The 26229-nt window shown below is 61.7% G+C and carries 19 protein-coding genes and 1 tRNA gene; 12 read left to right on the top strand and 8 right to left on the bottom strand.

The annotated features are described in order from the left end of the window. Positions 1-359: 359 nt before the first annotated feature. From HZC36_00175 to HZC36_00160, 4 genes are read right to left on the bottom strand one after another with little or no spacing between them, the layout of a single operon-like run. The gene (locus HZC36_00175) at positions 360-1454 is read right to left on the bottom strand and encodes a histidinol-phosphate aminotransferase family protein (protein ID MBI5705387.1); all 1095 of its coding nucleotides are present in this window, start codon (positions 1452-1454) and stop codon (positions 360-362) included. After that, positions 1451-2254, bottom strand: a complete 804-nt coding sequence (locus HZC36_00170; GenBank protein ID MBI5705386.1) for a tryptophan synthase subunit alpha — start codon at positions 2252-2254, stop codon at positions 1451-1453. Before HZC36_00170 ends, HZC36_00175 begins: the two co-directional genes overlap by 4 nt. Positions 2255-2272: 18 nt before the next feature. Beyond that, entirely contained in the window at positions 2273-2467 is a 195-nt protein-coding gene (locus HZC36_00165) for a type II toxin-antitoxin system VapB family antitoxin (protein ID MBI5705385.1), read from the bottom strand. 6 nt (positions 2468-2473) lie between these two features. Then, complete coding sequence (locus HZC36_00160) at positions 2474-5194, bottom strand: peptidase (GenBank protein MBI5705384.1); 2721 nt, start codon at positions 5192-5194, stop codon at positions 2474-2476. Between the two features lie 145 nt (positions 5195-5339). Between HZC36_00160 and HZC36_00155 the strand changes: the two genes are divergently transcribed. The 4 genes from HZC36_00155 to HZC36_00140 all read left to right on the top strand — a co-directional run bounded on the left by HZC36_00155 (position 5340) and on the right by HZC36_00140 (position 10776). Then, positions 5340-6614 (top strand): Glu/Leu/Phe/Val dehydrogenase, encoded by a 1275-nt coding sequence (locus HZC36_00155; GenBank protein MBI5705383.1) that lies wholly within the window; start codon positions 5340-5342, stop codon positions 6612-6614. 1334 nt (positions 6615-7948) lie between these two features. Beyond that, the gene (locus HZC36_00150) at positions 7949-8431 is read left to right on the top strand and encodes a TlpA family protein disulfide reductase (GenBank protein ID MBI5705382.1); all 483 of its coding nucleotides are present in this window, start codon (positions 7949-7951) and stop codon (positions 8429-8431) included. Between the two features lie 294 nt (positions 8432-8725). Further along, positions 8726-9508 carry a dihydropteroate synthase gene (gene folP / locus HZC36_00145; protein ID MBI5705381.1) on the top strand — a complete coding sequence of 261 codons (783 nt, stop codon included), beginning with the start codon at positions 8726-8728 and terminating at the stop codon, positions 9506-9508. Positions 9509-9936: 428 nt separating this feature from the next. Beyond that, the gene (locus tag HZC36_00140) at positions 9937-10776 is read left to right on the top strand and encodes a PEP-CTERM sorting domain-containing protein (protein MBI5705380.1); all 840 of its coding nucleotides are present in this window, start codon (positions 9937-9939) and stop codon (positions 10774-10776) included. 66 nt (positions 10777-10842) lie between these two features. On the opposite strand, the gene HZC36_00135 is transcribed toward HZC36_00140, so the two are convergent. Both HZC36_00135 and HZC36_00130 read right to left on the bottom strand, forming a co-directional pair. Continuing rightward, positions 10843-12477 (bottom strand): DUF2961 domain-containing protein, encoded by a 1635-nt coding sequence (locus HZC36_00135; protein ID MBI5705379.1) that lies wholly within the window; start codon positions 12475-12477, stop codon positions 10843-10845. Positions 12478-12556: 79 nt separating this feature from the next. Continuing rightward, a tRNA-Val gene (locus HZC36_00130) sits at positions 12557-12631 on the bottom strand. 77 nt (positions 12632-12708) lie between these two features. Here HZC36_00130 and HZC36_00125 point away from each other — a divergent pair. From HZC36_00125 to HZC36_00110, 4 genes are all read left to right on the top strand, one after another. Then, on the top strand, positions 12709-13689 hold the full coding sequence (locus HZC36_00125) for an acetylxylan esterase (protein MBI5705378.1): 981 nt from the start codon (positions 12709-12711) through the stop codon (positions 13687-13689). Positions 13690-13776: 87 nt separating this feature from the next. Continuing rightward, positions 13777-14922 carry a hypothetical protein gene (locus HZC36_00120; GenBank protein MBI5705377.1) on the top strand — a complete coding sequence of 382 codons (1146 nt, stop codon included), beginning with the start codon at positions 13777-13779 and terminating at the stop codon, positions 14920-14922. Positions 14923-14948: 26 nt separating this feature from the next. Further along, on the top strand, positions 14949-15986 hold the full coding sequence (locus HZC36_00115; protein MBI5705376.1) for a DUF4838 domain-containing protein: 1038 nt from the start codon (positions 14949-14951) through the stop codon (positions 15984-15986). A 151-nt stretch (positions 15987-16137) separates the two neighbouring features. After that, positions 16138-19086 (top strand): hypothetical protein, encoded by a 2949-nt coding sequence (locus tag HZC36_00110; protein MBI5705375.1) that lies wholly within the window; start codon positions 16138-16140, stop codon positions 19084-19086. A 245-nt stretch (positions 19087-19331) separates the two neighbouring features. On the opposite strand, the gene HZC36_00105 is transcribed toward HZC36_00110, so the two are convergent. Next, positions 19332-20087, bottom strand: coding sequence for a sugar phosphate isomerase/epimerase (locus HZC36_00105; protein MBI5705374.1), 756 nt, complete (start codon positions 20085-20087; stop codon positions 19332-19334). Between the two features lie 272 nt (positions 20088-20359). On the opposite strand from HZC36_00105, the gene HZC36_00100 reads away from it, so the two are divergent. The 4 genes from HZC36_00100 to HZC36_00085 all read left to right on the top strand — a co-directional run bounded on the left by HZC36_00100 (position 20360) and on the right by HZC36_00085 (position 24746). Continuing rightward, positions 20360-22750: a hypothetical protein gene (locus HZC36_00100; protein ID MBI5705373.1), complete on the top strand. Its 2391-nt coding sequence runs from the start codon at positions 20360-20362 to the stop codon at positions 22748-22750. After that, positions 22713-22940, top strand: a complete 228-nt coding sequence (locus HZC36_00095; GenBank protein MBI5705372.1) for an ATP-dependent Clp protease adaptor ClpS — start codon at positions 22713-22715, stop codon at positions 22938-22940. Before HZC36_00100 ends, HZC36_00095 begins: the two co-directional genes overlap by 38 nt. Positions 22941-23014: 74 nt before the next feature. Next, positions 23015-23383 carry an ATP-dependent Clp protease adaptor ClpS gene (locus tag HZC36_00090; GenBank protein MBI5705371.1) on the top strand — a complete coding sequence of 123 codons (369 nt, stop codon included), beginning with the start codon at positions 23015-23017 and terminating at the stop codon, positions 23381-23383. Positions 23384-23459: 76 nt separating this feature from the next. Then, positions 23460-24746 carry a PDZ domain-containing protein gene (locus tag HZC36_00085; GenBank protein ID MBI5705370.1) on the top strand — a complete coding sequence of 429 codons (1287 nt, stop codon included), beginning with the start codon at positions 23460-23462 and terminating at the stop codon, positions 24744-24746. Positions 24747-24885: 139 nt separating this feature from the next. Here HZC36_00085 and HZC36_00080 read toward each other — a convergent pair whose 3' ends face one another. Further along, complete coding sequence (locus HZC36_00080) at positions 24886-26202, bottom strand: hypothetical protein (GenBank protein ID MBI5705369.1); 1317 nt, start codon at positions 26200-26202, stop codon at positions 24886-24888. Between the last annotated feature and the right edge of the window lie 27 nt (positions 26203-26229).

Genomic DNA, 26229 nt, shown 5'->3' with positions numbered 1-26229 from the left:
TAAGGCATTAGGGCTTTAGGAGGTGTTCTTGGTGAGCGGCTGCTTGGCGGCGCTTTGCGGGAGTTCACGGAGAGATCGGGGAGTAGCGTCCCGGGTGCCGACGACGCCGAAGACGCTGAGAGTGCCGGAAGTAGTGGCCGTTGGCGGTTCGCGGTTTGGCGTCTGCAAATGACGGAGGGCGGTTTTGGACGCAGGATAGCCTGGACAGAGGGCGGGGTTTACCCCGCCTTTTCAGGAGGAGCGGGCTTCAGCCCGCGCATTTCCGGCGCATCCACCCTTCGCCCCTCGCCCTTCGCCCCTCGCCCTTCGCCCCTCGCCCCTCGCCCCTCGCCTCTCGCCTCTCGCCTCTCGCCTCTCGCCTAACGAGCTTGGCTCAACGCCTCTAGAATCCGCGCGTTCTCTTCTTCCCCCTTCACCGCCGTGCGCACGAACCGGTCCTGAAACCTCTCCGACAACGAATCACAGTTCCTAAGAAACACGCCGGACGTTTCGGCGCGGGCGCAAACCTCCGAAGCTGTGAGTCCCTCCAATCGACACAGGATGAAGTTCGCTTCTGAGGGGAACGGCCTTATCTCCCGGATCTTGGAGAGACTCCGAAAAAGCGCTTCACGCAGGGCGGCCGTTTCCAAGGCCTTCTGCCGGTAGTACCCCGGCGACTGCAACGCCCTCACCGCCGCCACCTGCGACAGCAACCCCACCGGCCACGGCGGAGAAAGCTGCCTAAGGCGGTCAGCAAGGCCCTCATTGCACACCAGGTAGCCCACCCGAAGCCCCGACAGCGCATAAAACTTCGACATCGACTTGGCCACCACCAGGTAGCGGTGGGCCGCCACCAACGGCTCGACCGACTGATCGCCAGGGGCGAAGTCGATGTAGGTCTCATCCACCCAGAGCGTCGTGTCAGCGTCGAGGCCCTCCAACAGCGCCTGGATCTCGTTTTTGGGCATCGAGACGCCGGTCGGGCTGTTCGGGTTCACCAGCGCCACCATGCCCGCACCCTTCGCAGCTTCAAGGATGCCGTCCACGCTTGGTCTGAACCCGTTCTCCGGCTCTAGGAACACCTTTCGCACCGGCAACCCCAGCCGCTTCGCCAGATGCTCGTACTCGCCGTAGGTGGGGTCCAGCAGCACGATCGGCTTCGGTTCGTGAAGGAGAATCGGAAACGCAAGGTAGATCAGCGACGATGAGCCCGCTCCAACGACAACGGAGTTCTCCAGAACGCCGCGCGCCTGGGCGATGACCCGAACGAGCCCTTCGCCGTGGGTCGGGGGGCTGGTGCGCATGAGCCAGCTCAGGTGTTCCTGGACGGCTGCAAGCACTTCCGGCGCGGGCTCGTACCATGCGTCGAGCACGTCGGCGTTGACCACCTCGCGACGACGCCAAAGGTCGTCGAACTCCTCGCCGATCGCTTTGAAGAAGTCGCCACCGTGAACGGCGTGCTTCTCCGGGTTCAACGCCTCGTCGCCTCTTTCAGGCCTCGGACCTGGGCCTCGACCACTCCCGCCCCTGCTCCACCGCTCCACTCGCGATGGAGCAGGTCGACGAGCCAGGAACCCACCACAGCGCCATCAGCGGCGGAAACGACCATGCGCACGTGCTCCGGCTTGCTGATGCCAAACCCCACACATACTGGAGTCTGCGTACGCGCCTTGATGCGCTCCACCAGACCCGCGACGTCGGCCGGAACCGCGTTTTCTGTTCCCGTGACGCCGGTTCGCGAGACCGCATAGACGAACCCGGTCGAGAGCGGAGCGATGGCGTCGAGCCGAGGGTCGGTGCTGGTCGGCGCAAGGAGGAAGATGGTGTCGAGTCCAGCGGCTTTCGCGGCGGTCCGCCAGGCTTCGGATTCCTCAGGGGTCAGGTCGGTGACGATCACTCCTGAGACACCAGCCGATTTGGCCGCCTCGGCAAACGCCTGCCAGCCCCAGCGCATGACGGTGTTGGTGTAGACCATGAGCACGAGCGGCGGAGCATCTGGATGTGCCGCCGTAAATGACCCGACCTGCCTGAGAACGTCCGCGGGCTTCACGCCACGGTCGAGCGCGCGCTGGCTGCTGCCCTGGATGGTCGGGCCATCGGCAATCGGGTCGCTGAACGGGATGCCGATCTCGATGGCGTCGACCCCCGCGCGGGAGAGTGTCGCGAGGATTTCCGGGAGGTCCTCAAGGCTCGGATCGCCGCCCGTCACATAGGCCACCAGGGCCCTTTCGCCTTTCTGCTGCAGTTCGGCCATGCGGCCGGCAAGTTTGCTCATGGGATAGGGGATTGTGGCTCATCGTGCCGAACGCCTGCGCCTCACAGGCTTGAGTGCCGGATCTGACCCACCCATTGCCGACAGCTTCCTCGCACTCTCTCGCTCAACGAGGCATTGAAGCCCACGGTGGACAAGTTCCTCCAGAGACGCGACTCCAGTAACCTGCTTCGCCCGCTCAACAAATTCGGCTCCTAGCTCGACTCGGACCTTCATGAGTTGCTATCCCCCAAAGATCACGTTGAACAAGAACTTGAAGCTGGCGTGGGTCTGGCCGCGGAAGAGAATCTCCGGCCCAAATGCGTAGAGTTTTCCCTTGCCGATCGGCGCCTCGTAGGCCGCGATCGCGCCTTTGAGATAGGCCTGTCCCCAGCACCAACCGCTTCGCAGCGGCTTGTCGGTATCGAACCAGGCGATCTTCTTGAGTCCCGCCGCTTCCGCGCCATCGAGAAACTTGAAGGCCGGGCTGTTGTCGCTCATCACGTCCAAGTCCTCAGTGATCCCCCAGGCGGCCGGCTGGGCGGTGTCAACTTTCATTCTAAGGACGGACCCGGGGCAATAGAACTTGTCCCGCGGCAGGGCTCGCTCTTTCCCGTCAACCGTTTCGGTTAGCGCGCTGGCGACCGGCAAGTTGAGCTGCCTCGCTATGCCCGTCGCCGAACCGATCGCCACGACCCGTCCGCCGGCTTCCAGAAACTCCTTGACTTTGGGGTACGACGTGCCGGGGGTCAGGCTACCCATTTGGCGACGAAGCTCTTCGGGGATCGTGGGATCGTTGCGCAGGTTGCCCTGTCCGCCACCACCGCCCTGCAGAGGCGAATCCGTCCATTCTTCGATGCCTTCACCCACACCGAAGCCACCGCCCCCACCAGGTCCGCCCCCGAAGGTCATGCCGCTCACGAGGATCAGCGTATCGAACTTGTCCTTTAGGCCGCCGGCGTCGATGTCGGGCGGATAGATGACGGTGAACGGAATCTGGAACCTCTCAAGTATCCAGCGGGTCCATCCGGACTCCATCGAGCCGCCGTAACGGTCGAGCAATGCTACTCGTGGCGCCGCCAGTTTGGGCATGCCGTTCGGCATGTCGGCCATTTCGCCGAAGCTGAGCCCAAGCTCTTTCGCCACTTTTCGCGCGAGCTGAAGGGAGTCGGCGTTCTCCGCAATGTAAAAGGCCGGGCTTGCGGTCGGTGCCGGAACGGCCTCATGACGGCGGACTTCGATGCCGGCCTTCAGCATGAGGGCGACCGCCGTAAAGGCGTCGTTCGGGCTGCAGTTGAGGACCAAAGCGCGCTGTAGAGAGCGCTTCTGCATGATCGAGCCCTCGGGAGGAAGGACCATTCCCGCGATCGGCTCAAAGTCACCTTCGAACTTTTCCAGGATCCGGTCGAACTGAACCCCCATCGTGTAGGCAAGCGTGTACCCGGCGCTATCGTAGGGCGCGATCGGCGGACCGCCCGGATACTGGAAATCGTTCGGATAGTCTTGCGGCTCAAACATATCCAATACGTGCGCCCGATAGGCCTGGGCGCAGTTGACCACCAGGGACCCGGCCGGATAGGATTTGCCGTCTGCCACAAAGCTGGACTTCGCCCTGAGCACCTGAACGCCGTTCTTGATTAAGGCATTCGCAAACTTGCAGGCAGTCGGAAAGTCCGCCTGGAAAGCCGGAATTACATAAGCCTTGGCATCGCGTAGTTCGGGTTTTCGGAGGCCCTGGAAACCGCCCGTGTTCGCAGCCACCCGCGCGGGATAATCGGTCCACGTGTCCTTCATGCCCTTCTCGATGGCGTTGCGCGCCATCCGCCAGGTGTTGAAGAGCAATGTCTCTCGCTGCCGTGATGCCAGGTCGAGGATCGCAAAATTGGCCGTCACTTCGTACTCGATGGACTGTCGGAACCGCCACGGCTGCGGCTCGATCGGGAAGGGCATGTCGTTGGTCTTGACCAGCCGCCCGGGCATGTAGGGAATGCTGCCCGGCGTGGGGCTGCCCATTGCTTCAGTCAAGATTCCAACCATATTATGGAAATAAGCGGTGGTGCGCAGGCCGCCATTCCACCACGTTTGATAGCTCGCCGCGCTGCGCATCACTGCGCCCGGCTTGCCCTCGGCGACGAACCTCTGGTGCATCGCCATGCCCACGAGATCGGTCTGCACTTGGGCCAGCGGATCGACGTGATGGTTGTACGGCGGTCGGAAGGGAGGTACAAAGATGACCGTTCCGGGCGGTGACGTCTGGTGGTGGTTGTACAGAATCTGCGGGCACCATTCTGTATAGAGAATTCGGTTCATATTGATCGATTCGGCGAGATTGCAGGCATAGAAGTCACGGTTGTTGTCGTGCCCGGCGTACTTCTCGTAGAGCCTCGGGAGCCCGCCCATCGAGCGGCGCTCTTTCTCGGAGTTCCGCATATACCAGTCGCTGACCAGGTCCATCCCGTCGGGGTTCGCATGCACAAAGAGCGTGATCACATCGTCCCGAAGGCGCTTGGTTTCCGCGTCGTCTCGTGAGGCGAGCTGATAGATGGACTCGATGAGTTGCTGCGCGCCGAGCACCTCGGTGGCATGGAGCCCGCCGTCGATCCAGACGACCGTCTTGCCCTGAACCGCCAGCCTTTTTGCGTCTTCTGCCGAAGCGGGTTGACCCGAGGCGAGCTGCGTGGCCAACTTTCGATATTTCTCAAGATTGCGAAGGTTGGCCGGAGACGTGACCACCGCCATGAGCTGATCGCGGCCCTCCTCGGTCTTGCCGATGCTGAGCACCTTGATCCGATCCGACTCCTTGTCGATCTTGTTCAGGTAGGCCGAGTATTGCTTGTAGTTGGCAAGCATGTAGTCGTCGCCGACCGCAAACCCAAAGAAGTCTCTGGGCGACGTGATCGCGCCCTGGCCGAGTGTTGAAACGCAGGCAAAACCAACGAGGAGGAGGGTGCGGAGGGATTTCATGGCGGTACGACGCAAGTAATTCGAGCAGGTCCCGCGAAGTCCTCCTACATAGAGGCATCGACAGACTCGATGGTGACTCTATCCCTACTTCTTTGTATATGTAACGAGCGCTCCAAAAAAGCCACAATTACAACTGGAGCGGACAATGACGACCAATCCCTTTACAACTGCTCAGCGGCAGCTAGACGAAGCCGCCAAATTCCTCGAACTCTCTCCCGACGTCCATGAACTCCTCCGGTATCCCATGGCGGAGCATCACGTCCGAATTCCGGTTCGGATGGACGACGGAACGACCAAGGTCTTCACGGGTTTTCGCGTGCAATACAACTCGGCGCGCGGTCCCAACAAAGGAGGCATTCGCTTTCATCCCGAGGAGACCATCGACACCGTACGAGCCCTTGCGGCTTGGATGACCTGGAAGACCGCCGTGCTCGACCTCCCGCTCGGAGGCGGCAAAGGCGGCGTGATCTGTGACACGAAGTCCCTTTCTCCGGATGAACTGGAACGGCTGAGCCGAGGCTATATGCGCGCGGTCTGCCGGACCCTTGGCCCGGAAATCGACATTCCTGCCCCCGACGTCTACACCACGCCCCAGATCATGACGTGGATGATGGACGAGTACGAGATGCTGACCGGGCATCACGCTCCGGCCGTCATCACCGGCAAGCCGCTGGACATGGGCGGATCGCCCGGACGCGATGACGCCACTGCCCGAGGCGGCATGTACACCCTCCGCGAAGCGGCGCGCGCGATGGAAATCGACCTGAAGAAGGCGCGCGCGGTCGTCCAGGGCTACGGCAACGCAGGTATGCACGCGCATCGCTTGCTCAAGAGCCTGTTCGGCACTACGGTCATCGCGGTCAGCGACTCCAAAGGCGCCATCTACAGCGAGCTTGGACTCGACCCGATGGCCGTCTCGGACTACAAGAACAAGACAGGTTCTGTGGTGGGCTTCCCGGGCTCGATGGAAATCACCAACGAGCAACTGCTCGAACTGGAGTGCGATGTGCTCCTGCCGTCGGCCCTCGAAAACGTGATCACCAAAGAGAACGCCGGCAAGATTCAGGCGAAGATCATTGCCGAGCTTGCCAATGGACCGACGACCCCCGAGGCCGACCACATCCTGCACGAGCGAGGGGTCTTTGTGATTCCCGACTTTCTGTGCAATGCGGGCGGCGTGACGGTCAGCTACTTCGAGCAGGTCCAGAACCTCAATCTGGATCGCTGGAAGCTGGAAGACATCCATCGAAAGCTCGACGAGCGAATGACAGCGGCGTTTGACGCGGTCTTCGAGCGAAGGGCGAAGTATGGCGTCCATAGCAGGCTGGCGGCCTACCTGGTGGCGGTCGAGCGTGTGGCACAGGCGTGCAGAGAGCGCGGCTGGGTCAAGGGCGATGTCCGACAAAAGGCGAAAGTCTAGGCTGTCCCTCCGGGGCAAAAACAAGCTACGGGGGCTCTTTGAGCCCCCGTAGTCCATTATATTTGGCATCAGGAGGACGAAACGCTGGAGTAAAAACCTGGGGTGCCTGCAGACGCCAGTTTGCTGCAGGTGTGGGTTCCGCCGGCCTTGCGCTACGTCGACTCAACAAGCCGAAGAGCCACGCCGCGAACTGGAGTAGGTTGACGTAAGGTGAAGATGTGGAGGTTGTCGGATCCTTTCGCCAAAACCGGTCGACACTTCAACTGCAGCAGACTGGCGTCTGCAGGCAACCGAAACCGACGACCCAGTGGAAACCCACCCGAAAGGTGGCTGGTCCGGGGTGTTTGAATCAAACCGCCACCTGTATTTCTAGAAAACCCCGATCCTGATGCTTCAGGAACTCACCCCGATGAATCGGGGTGGCACCCAGAGTTCGATCGGAAGCCGAACATATGGGGGCAAACCTAACTTCAGGGGACCCATTCCCACCTTTTGCGCGTACAATTCCTGTACGAGTTCGGGGTTCCATCATGAAAAAAGCCGTCCTTCTCTCGCTCACTCTCGTCGTCGCCGCGTTTCTCGCCTCTGCCTTCCGTGCGGACGTCAACCCGTCCGACGTCCTAAAGCAGATCACCGAGATGCGCACCCAGAGGATCACCGCGGCACGCGACGCCAAGCAGACCCCCGACTTTGGCGCTATCGAGGCCGAGGCCGAGAAGATTGCGCGCGAGAACGTGAAAGGCGTCGACCCGAACATGGTCCCGGCAGCCCAGGCCTATGAATGGGCGCGGCTCTTCCAGCAGGCCGGACAGACCAAAGACGCCTGCGACGCCGCCGGCCGCTACCTGAGCTCGAACCCCGGGCCGCAGGACAAATACCGAGCCCAAATGCTCCAGATCCAGTGCTGCAACACCTTGGGTGAAGGGCACATGGTGAACATGCTCGTCGGCCAAATCCAGCCGCCCGATCCCATCTCGTCGGCCAACTTCCTAAGATCCACCGCCGCCCTCTACGCTGACACGATCCGCAAGACCGAAGGATTGAACGCCGCCCTCGCCGCACTGGACGCCGCCGAAAGGAAGGTGGACTTCGACAAGGTGAAGGCGTTCTACCAAGAGCAGTCCGACAAGATGAAGGCGCAAAACCCCAATGCAGCGGGTGTTGACCCACTGTTGCAGGTCGAGACCCTGAAAGCCGCTATTGGTCAAGCGAAGGCCGAACTCTACACCTCGGAGGGCAAAGAAGCGGAGGCCCTGAGGGCCATCGACGCCGCTCTCGCCGGCATCCGCCCGGAGAGCACGGCCGCCCGGTCCTTAAAGTCCAGCAAGACCCGTATGGTGATCGTCGGCAAGACCGCGCCGAACATCGTCGCCGAGCGCGCCTATGGAACTTACACCAGCCTTGCCTCGATGAAAGGCAAGGTCGTGATCGTCGACTTCTTCGCGCACTGGTGCGGCCCTTGCATCGCCTCCTTCCCCGACATGAAGAAGATGTATGCCGACCTGCACGACAAGGGCCTGGAAGTCGTCGCGTTCACGACCTATTACGGCTACTACAAGGGCGAGAACAGCCAGAAGCGCGACATGCCGAAAGACACCGAGTTTGCGAAAATGGGCGACTTCATGAAGGAGTACAGCCTGCCCTGGACCGTGGTCTATGGCGAGCGGACCAACTTCGACGCGTACGGCATTACCGGCATCCCGACGACGGCGCTGATCGGCAAGGACGGGGTTCTGAAGTCCCTGCACGTGGGGTATTCGGCAGCGACGTTTGCTGAGTTCCGCAAGGAAGTCGAGAAGGCTCTGGCGGAGAAGTAAGGGGATTTACGATTTACGATTTACGATTGTCGATTTACGAACTGAGGCCCTGAGATCCGAGGACTGAGGTCAGAATCCGATATCCTTTGTCCCTTGTCCCCTATCCCAAGACCCGGGCCCAAATCGGAATGCGTAGATCGTACATCGTAAATCCCAAATCGTCAATCGTCAATCCTAAATCCCCTCGCCCTTCGCTCTTCGCCCTTCGCCCTTCGCCCCCGCGGATTGTGCGATCATTCGTAAATCGTCAATCGTCAATCGTCAATCTCCCTCCCCCCCGGCCGCCCAGCCCTGATGGGCGTGCTCAACGTCACCCCGGACAGCTTTAGCGACGGGGGGCAATTCCTGGCGCATCAAGCCGCGATCGAGCACGGTCTGCGCCTTAAGGAAGAGGGCGCAGACCTGGTGGATGTCGGCGGCGAATCCACGCGTCCCGGGGCTGAGCCCGTCTCTGCCAAAGAGGAACTCCGGCGCGTGCTCCCGGTCGTGGAGGCGCTCGTCGTTCAGGGCGTGATGGTGAGCATCGACACTCAGAAGCCCGAGGTTGCCCAACAAGCGTGCCAAGCTGGCGCGGGCGTCGTAAATGACGTCGGCGGCCTGCGCGATTCCGCCATGCGAAAGGTTTGCTCGGATGCTGGCTGCACCGTCTGCATCATGCACATGCGGGGCGAGCCACGGACGATGCAGCGCGAACCGAGCTATGGCGACGTCGTGGCCGACGTACGGGACTGGCTACTGGCGCAAGCTCAGCGGGCCGAAGCCGAGGGGATCCCAGGAGATCGCATCTGGCTCGACCCGGGCATCGGCTTTGGGAAGACCGTGGCGCACAACCTGGAACTCCTTAGGCGGCTGAACGAACTCGTGGCCTCCGGATACCCGACGCTCGTCGGCGTCAGCCGCAAATCGTTTATCGGGAAGCTGCTGGGCTCAGAAGCGGCCCCACTTCCGGTCGGCGAGCGCCTCGAAGGCACTCTGGCGTTTCAGGCTTGGGCGCAAACTCAAGGGGCGCGCATCATTCGTGCGCACGATGTGCTCGCCTCACGACGAGTGATCGACAGCTTGGCGGCGCTGGCTTAAGAGGCGGATGGCCAGACGACCATAGGCCACACCAACAGTCCCTAAGGCGACCTTTCAGTCCCTGCGCGACTCCGGAACCGGGTTCCGGGGCGCTGCGCTGCGGTGACTGAGGTCGGCCCCTCGGGCCTGGAGAAGCGGCCTCGCGATGCCTACCAACCTCGAAGGCTCGCCGCCTCCGTTCGGCCGGCCGCGCCTCGCGGCGTGCCTCAGTTTGGGAACAAGCTCTGGCAGCATCGTCAACCCCCCTGGCGTGGGTTGCGCGCCATGCCGAATCCCCGAAGCTCGGGGCGTCTCGGAACTCGCTGCTGCCTCAGAAGATGCCTGAGGGACCCCGAATCGCCATTCAAATCTTGACGAATTTGTATCGTATCAGACTCAAAGCGGCCCGCCTCATTCGGTTACTGGCTGATTGGCCGGAGGAACCCTTCATGAAACGAGTAATGGCCCTTTCCTTTCTTCTCGCCGCGATCGCCTCGCAGGCGCCGGCTCTGAACATTCGGGGCGCTTTGAGCAACTTTGACGTCTGGAACGACGACTCAAGAGACTCATGCGGCTTTGAAATCGAGATCCACGGAGGCAGTTCCTCCGACGTCTTTCACACCTATAACTACTCGGCCTTTGGCGCGCCGACGGTCACCGACACCAGCTTCAGCGGCCAGGCCGGCGTGCTCATACGCTACTACTCCGAGACAGCCCGAGTCTCGCAGGGAAGCTTTACCCACTTTGGCGTGAGCTTCAATCGCCTCTTCGACCAGGGAAGCATCATCCGAAACTGGCTCTATCCCGGGGCAAGCCAGAACCAGGTCATCAAGAAGCCGACGATCCTGCCCGAGTGGCACTCCGAACTGGTCACCTTGGGCGACGGCAGCCAGGCAATCCGTGATGGCGTGTTCAATCCCGCCCCAGATCTGGACACCAGCCCCATCTTCTTTGTGGACATCTACAACAACGCGCGCAACCGCACCATCACGCTCGAAGAGCTGATGCAGGACGACCCGACGTTCACTGGCGCGGAGTATTGGGGACGCGAGCAGCTCGACCCCCAGAACTTCTGGTACGACGACGACCTGGCTTCGGAATCCGGGGAGCACTCGGACATCTTTTCGTACAAGGTGTATGGCAGCCAAGAGGTTAACGGACAAATTGAAGCCGACACCAGCCGTCTCCTGGCCGTTATCATGAACGGCACGGTGACAGCGGTCCCAGAACCGGGCAGCATGGCAGTGCTCGGCCTGGGGGTTGTCGCTCTGCTCCGTCGCCGAAAGTAGACTCATCTGCTTTCAACTCGTCTTTTGCTTCCGCAGGCTCCCCTTGCCCCGGGGGGCCTGCCCCATTTATGGACGTCCACTCCTTCCGATACCGCCCTTGATAGCCTCGGATCGAGCTTTCACATCATCGAACTCTAGGTAACCCTTGGCGGCCTCTTTCGACTCTGCCGGTCGGTTGTGGGTCGCGCCGGGGAATGCATAGAAGAAGACCACCGAGGAGTACCCCAGTAGGTCCCACTTCTGGCGCATATCGGTCCCAAAGGACGACTCCATATCAAACCTCAGCCTTCTTAGGAAGGGGATCGCATCCAGGCCGCGTTCACGGGTGCAAATGTTTACGCCTTGGGTGTGGCCGTCGAGTCCTCCCACCTTGACGTTGGAAAGGAAGGGCGCAGAGAACTCGTCCTCCTTCACCGGATACACGCCGCCGGCCCAGCCATAGTAGTCTTCGGTGCCCGTGCCGAAGTGGGTTGGGAAGCCCTTCTTATAGGCGTCGTCCACGTAGATCTTCTCGTCGCCCTCGCCCCACCAGGAGTCCTTGCGGATGTTGAGCACCGTCCAGGCGTCCCCAACATACACGCCTTTGCCGGATATGTCCACGAAGTTCCAGTCCTGGAACGGAGTGCCAGGCACCACGTCGTCCGGCCGCCAGCGCGCATAGAAGTGCATGGAGCGAGAGTCCCATTTCCAAGGCTGCGTTCCGAGCCCAAGTTCCACCTCGGCGCTTGTCCGGGAGAGGTTTCGGAGGCGCACTTCACAGCTGGCTTTGTAAGGCATCACCCAACGGCTTACCAGCAAGCCATCCGAATCCACGCGGCGCTTTGCCGTGCGGTAGGCGTGCAACGAATCGGCGCTGCAGAAGAAATCGCCTACCGGGCACCAGACGGTCTCCCGGCCATCGAAGGTGATCTCCAAGACGAGGTTCCTTAAGAGCTCCGGTCTTCGATAGATATCGGCGATTCGAAGGGTCAAGCACTTGATCGCGTTGGGACCCGCGGGTGGCTTGGTCGATGCCGTTTCGCCACCCTCGATACGGTAGCCAGCGGGTTTGGGCACCAAGGGTGGGTTCGTCATAAGGGCCCTCGCCGCGCGGACAAGATCGGTCTTCCGTCTCGCCGTGTCTTCCGTGCGGAAGCTCTCGACTGCGGTGCCCGCCGGATACGCCCGGTAGTTGATGATGAAGTAGAACGGCCGCAGGGACATCGTGACCTTCGCCGATTTGGCGAAGGGAATCGGCAGATAAAGATTGCCCGCGCGGGCGGAATACGCCGCCCAGGGCGCCCCGATGCTCCCCTTGCCGCAAACCAACGAGATGAGCGGCTCGTGAATCACGGGCGTCGTGGAGCCGTCGAGATAGACGTTGACGTTGGGCCCTACTCGGTTGTTGAAGTCGTAATAGAAGAACGGCGTCCAGATTTTGGTGATGCATCCGGGTCCGGAATGCTCCATCATCACCCACTCCTGCCGGCCCCCAATCACTTCCGTTCGAATGAACCCGGTGCCATCGCTGTCGGCGAACCATCCCGGCGCATCGCGCTTGACGGACTCCCGGTTGTAGGAGGACGCCTGAAGGCACTGATAGGTCGGCTCCGGCCATCGCGCAAGCGAAGCGGGATCGGTCATTTCGGCGAGAAGGCCGGAGAACGTGATCGGGAGCGACGTGAACAAGCGAAGGGAAGCGGCGGCTGCCAGGTACACCATCTTGGGCCTCTATCCAGTGAACGCGCGCACCGAGCGCCGTCTCAACATTGAACCTGGTTTGCTGCGAAGAAGAACGAGATGGTGGGCGGTACTGGATTTGAACCAGTGACCCCTTCGGTGTGAACGAAGTGCTCTACCGCTGAGCTAACCGCCCGAAGATGCTTGGATGTTGTACCCAATCGGCGCATCAGGCCGCGAGATGTCCTCCTCAGACCATAATCGAACCAAGTCATGGCGCTCTTCGACCTCTGTCTCGACCAACTCCAATCCTACAAGCCAGATCGCATCGAGTTGCCCGATTTCGACGCCTTCTGGCAGGCCACGCTCGAATCGGCCCGTCAGCATCCGCTTCAGGCCGCGTTCGAGCCTATTCAAAGCGGCCTCATCGCACAAGATTGTTTCGATCTCACCTTCCACGGTTTCGGAGGGCAGCCGATCAAAGGCTGGCTGGTGCTGCCCAAGAATGCAAAGCGTCCCCTGCCATGCGTGGTCGAGTACCTGGGCTACACCGGCGGACGCGGGTTTGCGACCGATTGGCTCCAGTGGTCCTGTTTCGGTTATGCGCACGCGGTCATGGACACGCGTGGGCAGGGCGCGGCGGTCGGCTGGACCCACGGCGACACCGCCGATGCCTACGGCGAGGGGGGCAGCCCCTCGATTCCCGGATTCATGACCCAGGGCATCCTGGACCCGAAGCACTACTACTACCGAAGGGTGTTCACGGACGCCGTGCGCATGATCGAGGCGGTCCGGGGGCACGAGGCCATCGACCCAGCCCGCATCTGCGTGACCGGCGGGTCGCAAGGGGGCGGCATCACGATCGCCGCGGCGGGGCTCGTGTCGGACGTGCAGGCGGCGATGCCGGACGTACCGTTCCTTTGCCACTATCGGCGGGCTACTGAGATCGTGGACAGCTATCCCTATCAGGAGATCGCGCGGTTCTGCAACGTGCACCGCGACAAGACGGAAAGGGTGTTCCAGACGCTTTCCTACTTCGACGGCGTCAACCTGGGAGCTCGCGCCAAAGCCAGAACGCTCTTTTCTGTGGGCATGATGGACCAGATCTGCCCGCCTTCGACGGTGTTTGCTGCTTACAACCACTGGGGCGGCGCGGACAGGGCGATCGAGGTCTACCCGTACAACGGCCATGAGGGCGGCGGCGGCTTCCACAACCAGTGCAAGATCCGGTTCTTGAAGGAGTTGTGGGGATAGGAACTTAGGTTCGTAGGTTCGTAGGTTTGTAGTTTTGTAGGTTGGCGGGAGGGCGCTAGCAGTGTCGAAGACCAATCGTGAATAGCGATGACGTTCAAAGAGATGAATTTGGCGGTTTTCGAAAGGAAGCCGCTCCCTCACGTGTTCTTCCAGCCTCGGTTTGAGCCGTGGCTCGCTTACCAAAAGCAGTTTGGCAACTTGTCCGCCCGCTATCGGGATGCCGAAGTGAGGGACGTCTATCGAGACGTCGGCTGCTCGATGCGGTACCTGGCCTATTACAACGACGCACCCTATCCCCTCGAGACCCACTACACGCCCGAGGTCGTGATAGAGGACACTCAGGATGGCGACACGCTGCACCGGGTGTTCAAGACACCGAAAGGCATCCTTACCAGCCGCCATCAGAAGACTCAGGACGACACGTGGCGGGAGGTGGAGTTTTTGGCCAAGACGCCGAGCGACCTCCGAGCGCTCATCTGGGTGCTTGAACGCTCCCAGGTTCGATTCGACGCAGAGCTGTTCCGACAGGGCTCGGAATACATGGGCGACCTCGGAGAGCCCCAGTTCTTTCTGCCGAAGAGTCCTTACCAGGCCCTGGCGCAGACCTTCATGAAGCTCGAAGATCTGGTCTACGCGCTGGCGGATGACCGGGCTGTGGTTGAGGCGGCGATGGAGGCCATCGACCGGTCGTACGACTCTCTGTATTCGGATCTCACCGACTCACCGACTCACCCCCTCTCCGACTCAACTCACCCCTGGCCCAAGATCCTCAACGTCGGCGAGAATCTCCATGAGCAGTTGATCTCCCCTGCGATCTTCGAGGACTACTATCTGCCCTGGTACGAACGGCGGATGAGCCAGCTTCGTCAAGCCGGCATCTTCACTTACATCCACATCGACGGCTACTTCAAGAACCTCATGCCTCGCCTCAAGGACATGCCGTTCGACGGCATCGAGGCGCTGACGCCCAAGCCGCAGGGCGACCTGGAGCTTGACGCCATTGCCGAACACCTCGGCGACAAGATCCTGCTGGACGGCATCCCGGCGGTGCTCTTCATGGACACCTATCCCGAGGAGGAGCTGATGCACTGCGTCGAGCGGATCGTCGAGCTCTTCCACCCGAGGCTGGTCCTCGGCATCTCGGATGAGCTCCCAGAGATCTGCGGCGAAGAGGGGATCGAGCGCGTCAGAAGGGTTTCTGAATGGTGCAAGAAGGCGCGAACCTCGTCTTGAGCCCGGGATTCAAGCCAAGATAGGCTATGAAAGGTCCATCGCGTCGCGACCTGCTGCTGGCCGGAGCGGCGCTCTGCGTGGATCGAGGCGTAATGTCGATGCCTGAGCCCAAACAGCCCTACTTCAAGACTCGGGGCGTGGTGATCTACCCTGAGGACCTCTCGCTTAGGGACTGGCCCGAGCGGGCGGCCAAGGCGGGGCTGACGACGATCGCCCTGCATCACGGCAGCGCCCCGAGCCATGTCATGCGCTTCGTTCAGTCGGACGCCGGCCAGCAGTTTCTGGAGAGCTGTCGCAAGCTCGGGCTTGAGGTGGAATACGAGCTTCACGCCATGAGGGAGCTTTTGCCGCGAGCCCTCTTTGAGAAAGACCCATCACTCTTCCGGATGAACGACAAGGGTGGACGAGTGCCCGACGCCAACCTCTGCGTGTGCTCCAGAGCCGCGCTAGATGCTGTCGCTCAGAGCGCTTTGCGGATTTCGGAGGTGCTCAGACCCACGACCGGCCGGCACTTTCTTTGGGGAGACGACGGCGCCGAATGGTGCCGCTGCCCCAAGTGCCGGGAGCTTGGCGATTCAGACCAGGCGCTGTTGCTCAACAATCACCTGGTGGGCGTCCTCCGGAAAGACAACCCCAAAGCGAGCCTGGCGCACCTTTCCTATGCCAACACGATCCTGCCGCCGTCGAAAGTTAAGCCGAAGAAGGGCGTGTTCCTTGAGTTCGCGCCAATCCACAGGCGGTACGACGTCCCCTATGATCAGCAGCTTCAGGAGAAGGACGGCCTCAACGCGCTCGAAGCCAACCTCAAGGTGTTCCCCGCTGAGACGGCGCAAGCTCTGGAGTACTGGCTAGATATGTCGCGGTTTTCGGGCTGGCGGCGTCCCGTGCCCAAGATCCCATGGATGAAGGGGGTGTTCCTTGAGGACCTCAAGGCGTATGCCAAACGCGGCGTGCGTCACGTCACGAGCTTTGCGGCGTGGATCGACGCGGAGTACTTGAAAGTCCACGGGGACCTGGGGTTCTTGGAAGAGTATGGCAACGGGTTGAAGAACGTCGGCTCGTAGGGGTCTGTTGAGAAAGAGGTCGCCCAGTCGTCTCGCCTGGGCGACTAAGGCTCAAAGATCGTAGTGATAGAGCCGCCAAACTGCATTTCTCGGCACTCCCATATGGGGTGGGCCACATTAGGGTCAAGGGTACGCTCCCGCAATGGTGCCCTTGGCCGTTCTCACAACATGCCTTGCCCTTGTTCCGTCGGTCCATGGCAATCAGGCGGCCGGCATTCCCTTCACGGTTGCCGCAAAGCCGTGGCCCGTCGATGGCCTGGGCCATCACCGCGCCATCGTCAGGGTGGTTTCTCCGGCAGAAACGGTTGTGGTGGAGCTTCCTTGGAGAAGGCACGACCCCAATCCTGAAAAGAAAGCCCTCGTAGTCGTCGATCTGGCAACGGGTAACCCCCTTCCCGACGTCTTGGTCCTCAATGCGACGCCGGAGCTTGGCACCGTTGCGTTCAGGCCCCTATCCGCGCCAGCAGACTATGCGATCTACACCATGCCGTTTCGCTACCAAGGCGTGTGGGGAGGCGCCGACGGCAACTATCTGGCCCCCAAACCCCCAACCGATGCGGCGTGGGCGGAGCGAACGCGGGCTGCCATCCGCGATCTTCCCCGTGCAACGCTCTTGCGTTTTGAGGCGCGCACACCGTTTGACAGCTTCGCACCGATGGAACTCGCGGCGACGCGAGAAGAAAGGGACCGGTTGCTACGCGCTCACCCTGAGCCGTATTTGGCCTTCCCCGAATCCCGGGAGTTCCCGATCCGGATGCGTGATGCCCTGCCCTACCGGTGGATTCAGGCGGGTGCGGGTAGGGCGATCGTAGGCAAAGCTCAACCCAACGAGTATTTTGCCTTTCAGGTCGGCGTCTTCGCCGCACGGCAAAGCCTAGAGAACGTCAAGGTTCAATTCTCAGACCTGGTGGGACCGGGCCGCTCCAAGATCGGGGCCGGCAAGCTGACCTGCTTCAACTTGGGAGGAACCAATTGGGATGGCTCCAAGCTGGTCAAGCGGGTGGATGTGCCGCAGGGATTGGCTCAGGCGCTTTGGATGGGCGTGGACGTGGGGCGATCCGCTCGCCCTGGAACCTATAGAGGCGTGCTCACCCTCAAGCCCGAGAATGCGCCGCCGATGCTCCTGCCGATCCGGCTCACCGTGAGCGGAACGATCCTGGAGGATCGCGGCGATTCTCAACCATGGCGACACTCGCGCCTCAGGTGGCTCAACTCGACCCTCGGTACAGCCGATCGGCCCACCCCACCCTACACCCCCGTTCAAAGGCGCGGGCATGTTGTTTCGTGCCTTGGGCGCCAATTGCTCGTCGGGGGGAGCGGCCTACCTCAAAGCCTCTCTGCGGGACCGAATTCCATCCTGCGAAGCCCTCTCACTCTGGAGGTGGCCGGAGACGGGGGGTTCGTCAAGACGGAGCCCAGGCTCCCGGTCGAGTTCGTAGACGGAAAAGGCAAATGCTCCTGGAAATCAGTCTCGGTGGGCGCATCCATCGATGCTGCCATAGTGGGCAATCTGGAATTTGATGGGCATGTGAACCTCCGTGTTCAGTTACGGGCCAAACAAGACCTCCACCTCAAGGACTTGGCGTTGGTGCTGCCCTTCCATAAGGGTTCCTCGACCTACTTCATGGGTCTCGGCAGAGCGGGGGGATTCGCCCCAGAAGCGATCGATTGGAGATGGCAGGGACCCTTTGACAGTTTCTGGATGGGGGACGTCCATAGGGGGCTGCATGTGGAGCTACGTGGCGGAAGCTACCACGGCCCGATGCTCAACCTTTTCCGTCCCGCGCCGCCTGCCTCGTGGTCCAACGGAGGAAAGGGCGGTGTCATGATCACCCGCGACGGCGGCGAAGCCACGGCTCGCCTCTACACCGGCGAACGGACCCTACGGGCCGGCGAATCGCTAGAACTTGATTTGGCGCTATTGATCACGCCGGTCAAGCCGATCGACACCGCTTGGCACTTCAGGACCCGGTTCTATCACAACCCGTTCGAGTACGCCCCTAAACCGGAGGCCATAGAAGCGGGGGCAAACGTGGTGAACGTCCACCACGCCAACGACATCAACCCGTACATCAACTATCCGTTTCTCGCTGTGCCCAAGATGAAAGCCTTTGTGGATGCGCAGCACCGCGCGGGGCGCAAGGTCAAGATCTACGACACCATCCGCGAACTGACCAACTACACGACCGAGATCTGGGCCCTTCGAAGCCTCGGCAATGAGATTTTCACGAACGGAGGCGGGGGCGGGTTCGCCTGGCTCCAGGAGCATTTGGGCACAGGCTACATCCCCTCATGGTATCAACCGTATGTCGAAACGGGAACGGCCGACGCCTCGATCGTTACGGCGGGCTTTTCACGCTGGATCAACTACTATATCGAGGGGTTGGCCTGGCTGGCCAAGAACGTAGGCATCGACGGCATCTATCTGGACGATGTCACTTTTGATAGGCGCGTCCTGATGCGCATGCGGAGGGTCCTGGCGATGGGCGGCCGTGAGCCGATGATGGATCTGCACTCCAACACGGGGTTCTCCATCGGGCCGGCCAACCAATACACAGAGTTCTTCCCCTTCGTTGACCGACTGTGGTTCGGCGAGAGCTTCAATTACGACGCGATGCCGCCGGAGCAATGGCTGGTCGAAGTCTCTGGCATCCCGTTTGGCCTGATGGGGGAGATGCTCCAGGGCGGCGGCAACAAATGGCTCGGAATGGTGTTCGGCATGGCCACGCGCTACGGCTGGACCACCGAGAATGTGATGATCAACCCGGACCCGCTGTGGAAGTTCTGGGACCGGTTCGGCATCGACAAGGCGAAGATGATCGGCTATTGGGAGCCGGGTTGTCCCGTTCGCACGGACAAGGCCGAAGTGAAGGCCACGGCCTATCTTGGTAAGGGTCGGACCCTTGTCGCCATCGGCAACTTTGGCGGAGCCGAGGCCCGCGTCCAGATGACATTGGATTGGAAGGCCCTTGGGATCGATCCAAAGAGAGCCGTCCTTCGGTGCCCCGAGATTGAGGGCTTCCAGAAGGAGTCCATTCTGGACGCGGGCCAAGCCGTGATCCTGCCGCCGAAGCGGGGCTTGCTGATCTGGGTGCAATAGGGCCTTGCTCTGGCAGGGACTTGGTGGAGCGCCCCTCACCCGGTTCGCTACGCTCACCGCCTCTCCCCAAGGGGGCGAGGTGGAGTTGCTTTCCAATCGCACGTCGCCCATCACGCATCGCGCATTTTCGCCGCCTCACCCGGTTCGCTGCGCTCACAACCTCGCCCCGATGGGGCGGGGTGGGCTCCCTGACCCATCGCCCTTCGCCCTTCGCGCTTCGCCATTCACAAGAGCAGCCCCGAGCGCTATTTGCCCATGCGGCGGAGGTTCTGAAGGCACTTGTCGACGGCCTCCATCGGGGGCATCAGCGATTCGTCCTCGTGCTCGACGATGTACCAGCGCGTACCGCCTACGCTCTCGCAGGCCTCGAAGACCTGCTGCCATGGCACCTGGCCCTCGCCGATGAGGGCCGCTCCGTGAGCCCCGGCCCACTCCTTTAGGTGAACCGTTTCGCCGCGACCTGGGAAGTCCAGGATCGGCTGCACAGGGTCAGCGCCGCCGGACATGCCGTTCGCCGTGTCGTACTGCATGACGAAGGAGTCCGGAGTGTGCTCGGCGATCATGTACCAGGCGGTCTCGCCGTTCGAGAGCGGAACGATGTCGCCATGATGGCAGTGATAACCTGCACGGAACCCACGAGCCTCCAGGGTCTCGGCAAGTGCGGTGAACTCTTCTGCCGTCGCCAAACAGGCCTCCGGCGAATTGCGCTTCTCCTCAGGGATGCCCGGGACGATCACGTATTTGCAGCCGATCGTCTCCATGAAAGCGAGCGTCTCATCAAGCTTGTCGGGGCCGAGGACGCCGATTCCGGTGTGGCTCCCCGCGACCTGAAGACCGCTGGATTGCAGGGCCGACTTGACCGCCTCTGCCGAATGGCCGTGGAAGCCAGCGAACTCCACGCCCTGGTAGCCCATTTTCGCCACCTTCGCCAGCACCCCCAGCAGGTCTTGTGCGCATTCGTTTCGGACGGAATAGAGTTCGAGGGCTATCGGCAGTGACATGCTGAGATTCTATCTGGTTCACCCTCGCCGGGTGGCCCCCTCCTCCTGCACCGAAGGAGGAGGAGGGTGGGGGTGAAGGTCGCAGGGATCTACGATTGACGATTGACGATTCCAGAAGGGAATAGGCCGCAGGGGATTGACGACTGGCCAATACCGGTGGCGCGGATCTCGAGAAGCGAGGCCTCATGCCAGGTCTCTATCCTTACCATCCTCTCCATCCTCACCCACTATCCGACCTCCACCACACCCAGGAATCCGCTATCCTATTGCCCATGAGCTTCATCCGGAGGCACTGGCCCATCGTCTTCCTGGCCCTCATACCCCTCCTTCCTCTTTGGAAACCCATGCTCACCGGCGAAGCCATCGGCCCCTTCGATCAGATCCGTCAGATGGCGCCTTGGTTCGGCAAGTCCACTTCCCAGCCCTGGGACGTGCTCCAGGCGGACGGCGCGCTTCAGTTCTACGGCTGGCGCGACCTGGTCTTCGAATCCTGGGGGAAGCTTCAAGCGCCGATGGTGAACCCCTATCAGCTTGCAGGCGCCCCCCTGGCGGCGAACTCGCAGTCGGGCGCTTTCTACCCTCCGCACATCCTCTTCGGGCTGCTCCATCTGCCTACGAGCCTGGCCATCACCCTGCTCGCCTGGCTCCACCTCTTTTGGGCCGGTCTCGGGGCGTTTAGGCTCTCGCGCATCCTCGGCGCGCGCGAGTTCGGCGCGGTTCTTGCCGGCGCAGGTTTCTCGCTGTCGGCCTTTATGCTCGGTTGGCTCTCACTCGGAAGCGTGCCATCGACGGTCGCCTGGATTCCGTGGGTGCTGGCGTGCGTGCTTCACCTCGTGCCAGCCGCCAAGCGCGCGACAAAGAGCGATGAGCCACCCGACAGCCAGCCTCCTCAAGGCCTGAACCTATCCGCCGTGGCGGCTCTCGCGGCCTGCATCGGAATGATGCTGCTTGCCGGGCACCTGCAGTTCGCCGCCTATGGCTTGCTCACCGCGCTTATCCTCACGCTTGCCTTGCTCTCCACCAACCTTCGTTCGCCCGTCGCCTGGCGTGGCGCCGCCGCCTCAGCGATCGCGGTGCTGCTTGGCATCGGTATCGCCTCGACCCAGTTCGTAGAGGTGTTGGCCTTTTCCAAGGAGTCGCATCGGCGCAACGTACCGACCGCTGAGGGTTTCGCGGCTTACCAGGCAGGCGCCCTGACGGGGGCAGAGGCCGCCGGCATTCTCTTTCCCACCCTTCTGGGCAATCCCACCCAGCCCTGGGAAGAGGACGCTCCGATCAGCAGCTACTATCCGGCCTTCGAGCATCGCGGCGCCAACTTCGCGGAGTCGGCTACCGGCGTCGGTGCGCTCGCTTTCATCGGGTTGCTGTTTGTGCCTTGGCGACGGCTCCGCGCGGCGCATTGGGGGCTCGTAGCTGCCGGCGCGTTTGCCTTGGCGATGGCGTTCGGTACGCCAGTTAACCAGTACCTCTATTTTGGCGTCCCTGGCTGGTCGGCGACCGGCTCTCCCGGGCGTGCAGGGGTGCTCGTGGTGCTCGTCGCCTGCGTATTGGCGGGGGTTGGGTTCACCCGGATCGAAGTCGAGCGCCCGGGCTGGAAGCAGGTGCGCCTGACAATGCTCGTCGGCGGAGTTCTGGTGGCCCTGAACCTGGTCGCCGCCCTTTCCCACGCCGTGTCACTCGAATCCTGGATGCCAGGCGTCAGCGCCGATGCCGTGCGAAAGATCGCGTTCGCCGGGGTCTCGTCGGCCATTCCAGGCATCGCGGTGGTGCTGTTGGCTTGCACCTTCGGCCTGCAGGCGATGGCGAGGCGAATCCGCGGCGCTCAGGGCATTGTGCTCGTGGCCGCCGCCCTGACGCCGTTCTTCACGCTCGGCATGGGGTTCATCCGGTCGGGAGATTCTGACCTAAGGGTGGACTTGGGCGCGGGAGCCCACGAGCGCGTCGCCTTCCTCAACGGGGACTGGGAGCTTCTCATAGCTGCCAACGCCGCCATGCCGCCGAACACGGCAACGATCGCGCGAATTCATGACCTGGCGGGATACGACTCGCTGATGAGCCGCGATTCGGCACGAATCCTGGATGAGATCGCAGGTGGAGACGCCTCGCCTGCGGCCAACGGAAACATCAAGTTCGTTAAGCCAGGCTTCGATGTGGCAAAGCTTGGCGAGGCTGGGGTTACCCGGATCTACTCGCGGACCCAGTTGCCCGGCCTTCAAAACGACGCGAGCCGCCTCGGCCTGTTTTCTGCCGCCATCCCGTCAAAGGGCCGGGCGTACACACACGCTGGCCCTGCCGAGATACTTGAGGAGTCGTGCACAGGGATTCACGTCAAGGCGACGGGCCCAGGACGCCTGGTGGTCAAGGATCGAGCCATCGGCCAATGGTCTGCGACCGCGAACGGCTCGGCGCGCTTGCTTTCGCGGGCCGCCGCGCCAAACAGCCTCAAAAACACGCCCCTGCGACCTAGCAAAAAAAACTGCATTCGAGAGTCCAGATTGTTTTGTACAATAGGTTCTGAGAAGTCGCCCTGCGGCGGCGATCGAGGCTGGGGTACCGATAACGACGATGAGTACGATTTTTGCGTTGCCGGAGATTCTGGAGGTCCCAACGGGAACCGGGCGCTGGATGGTGGTCATCCTGAACGACGACCACACTCCGATTGAAGACGTCATCGAGATCCTGATGAAAGCGACCGGCTGCGGGCTCAACGAGGCCTACATGGAGACCTGGGAGGCGCACACCTACGGAAAGGCGCCGGTGCATTTCTCCGGGCGGGACGAGTGTGAGGTGGTGGCCTCGATGATCGGAAGCATCGGCGTGCAGACCCAAGTCCGGCGCGAGTGGGACGACTGAACGGGCCCAGTCGGGGAATAGGCGATGGGCCAACCAGTGGGCGCGGTGAGCGGTGGATGGAGAAGCTGGGGCAAATGACGGTTATAGGTCCGTGTGAGAGCGAGTTCTCGGTACTCGTAACCTTCGGCGGCCGCTGCCACTCGATGGCAGTGCAGGCGAGCGTGATCGAGCCGCTCGAAAGGCATAAGGAGAAATCGCGCGGTCCAGCGGCAAAGGGCGGCTGGATCGTCACGGTTTTTGACAACGAAACCAACACCTACGACGAGGTGATCATGGTGCTGATGGCGGCGACGGGCTGCTCGCTCGACGAAGCCGAGATCGAAACCTGGGAGGTCGACCACCTGGGCAAGTCCGTGGTCCACTATTCGACCGAGAAGGAATGCCGCCGCGCCGCAGAAATCATCGCGACCATTGGCATTCAGGTCGAAGTCTCCGAAGAGTAAAGAGAGGTCCTTCCCAGGATTTCCACGAGCACGGTGAACTCTTGCCCGGGACCCGCGTATTAGGAACTACTTCGCCATGCCGAAACGACCAAGCTTGTTTTTACACCTGCTCCTTTCTGTGGGAGTGGCCCTTGCACTCGTGGGAGGCTCTGCCGCCCAGGGGGTGCCGCTCGAAAAGGCCACCAAAGACGCCGTGGTCGAGCAGGTGGGCAAGCTCGTATTGAACAACTGTTTCGTCCCGGGTGTGGACTTTTCCAAGTGGCCCGAGTTCCTCGATCAGAACAAGGCGGCCATCGACAAGGCGTCCACCGACAGCGAGCTTGTAGAGGCCATCAACTCCAAGCTGAGCGCCTACTTTGGCGTGAGCCACATCGTTTTGGTGACGCCGAAAGCCGCCAAGGCGCGCATCGAGCGGAAGACCGTCGGCATCGGCGTTCAGGTGCAGCTTGAAGAGGGCGGCCTCCGGGTGATGAACGTCTTTCCGGATACGCCGGCCTCGGAAGCCGGGCTCCAGATGGGCGACCTGATCATGGAGGCTGACGGCAAGAAGCTAACCACCACCACAGGGATGATGGGGGACGAGGGCACGAAGGTCGAGATCCGAGTCAAGGGCGGAGATGGCAAGGTCAAGGCCTACAAGCTTGTGCGGCGCAAGTACAGCAACATCCGCGAAGACACCCTCAAAATGGCGAATCCGACGACTGCCGTCATGACCGTCCACACGTTCGACACGGCCTACAACCCAAACAAGATCGACGAGCTTTTCGAGAAAGCCAAGGATGTTCCCAACTTGATCGTGGACTTGCGTGGAAACGGTGGCGGCGTGGTGCTGAACATGCTGGATTTCCTGGGCCACGTGCTGCCGTCGGGATCGGGGTTCGGCACGTTTGTGGACCGGAGCGCGGTGAGACGTTATGGTGATGTTTTCCCATCTAAACCGGCGGACATCAAGGAGATAGCGGCCTGGATGAAGCGTCCGCTCATGCCCCGGCGCGGAAAGACGACGTACAAGGGGAACATCGCCGTGCTGGTGAACGGCGGAACCGGCAGCGCCGCCGAAATCACAGCCCAAGCGCTCAAGGAGCTCAAGGGCGCGCCCGTGCTGGGTACGAAATCGGCTGGGGCGGTGCTCGTCTCGGTCATGGCCCAGCTCCCCGAAGGGTGGGTGCTCCAGTATCCGATGATGGACTACGTCTCGGTGCAAGGGGTCCGGCTGGAGGCCAACGGCGTCGACGTGGACATCGAAGCGCCCACGCCCAAACTCAATGAGACCGACTTTGCGGTCGAGAAGGCGACGGCCCTGCTGAGAAGGATCGAACTGCGCAAAGAACGCTCCGGCGACGGCAGGATAATGGTCCTATAGACAGTCCCCCTTGCCATCTCACGCTGAGCCCAGGCGTCAGCCCGGGCTGCCCCTACCGATGTGGCCCAGGCGTCCCGCCTGGGTCGGCCCTCTACCCAAGGAGTAGCCCAGGCACCTCGCCCGTGACTCCACCAACTGCCTAACCCTTCTTCGGCCGAGGAATCGCCTGAACCTTCACACCATCAGGAATCTTCACCTGAAACGTCGTGGCGGGAAGCGCCTTGCCCACCGAATGAAATTGCACCGACCGCCACGTGTTCGAGAGCACCTTGCCGCTCGCGTCCGTCCTCGTGAACCCCGTGCCGGCGATCAGGTTGTCGGTCCGTCGGATCGTGACCGACCCGACGGACGTCGCATCCTTGAATTCCACGATGTCGCACGGCACGCCGTTCAGCTCCAATTCGCCCGCGAGCCGAGCGGCAGAATGCTGGCTCAGCAGCGAGAGCACCGGCGATTTGCGGCTCAGATATTGCCAAGTGGTGGCATCCACCCTCGCGCCGCATCGGTTTAGGGCCGTCCCTATCGCCCCAAAACGACACTCGCCCCGATAGGCGAGGCGTGCCTTGGCGAGCACCACCGTCAGCATCTTGCCGTCGTAAACCCACTCCTGCACGGCGGTCTTTTCGCGAACCGAAGGCCCGGAAACCCACACGCTGGCCTCATTTCCTGCCTCACGAGAGGTCCAGGCGGCTTGACGAAGCTTGGAGAAGGCGAGAATCGACCGGATCAACACGCTGCTTGTCTTGGCGTTGATCGACTTCGGCATGACGGGCTTTTGAAGAAAGCTGTCTACTGGAAGAGCGGCCGGAGGGGTAGACAATGACAGACTTGTGGGCGCAGTTCCGTAAGTCACCGACCAGGTCACCGACTGCTTGCCCCGCTTTAGCGTCGCGCCTCGAACGAGGCGCGTCTTGTCGTCGAAGGTCCACACGAGGTGCGATCGAACGCCCTTTTGCACCGAATCTTGCGCCATGGCCAGCATCCCGCTCTTCTTGGACACTTTCCACCCCGACATCAAACGAAATTTCAGAAGAAGGGCTTCCATCATCCCGGAGTCGAGCAGCGCACGGATCGGCTCGTCGAGTGGGCCTGTCGCGGCTTCGATCTTGGTGAGAAGTGTCGCATTTTCCGCTGCGCGGCGACGGATGACCTCGCCTGCCAGATGGTCGTATGCGGAGAGCCGATCCCCCGAAACGAAATAGGATCGATCCGTGGGCGCCACCGAAACCTGCTGCGGCGTCTTCAGCCTGATGAGGGCCTGGTTCGGTTTTACGACGAACACCGAACACGTGTAGCGGCTGGCGACGTCAAGCTTTGAGTTGGAGGTCAGCTCCGCTCGCGTCGCAGCAAGGCTGCGGTGGGCGAGGATTGCCGAGTCGATCAGCGCCTCGGCGGGGCTGGAGCGCTGGGGCAATGGCGCCGCGACGAGGATTAGGGCTAATGATGCGGCAACCATACGTGTACCAATTGTGGACGTGCCAAC

The sequence above is a fragment of the Armatimonadota bacterium genome (assembly GCA_016223145.1).
GTDB lineage: Bacteria > Armatimonadota > Fimbriimonadia > Fimbriimonadales > Fimbriimonadaceae > Nitrosymbiomonas.
This window is presented reverse-complemented; position numbering and strand designations above follow the sequence as displayed.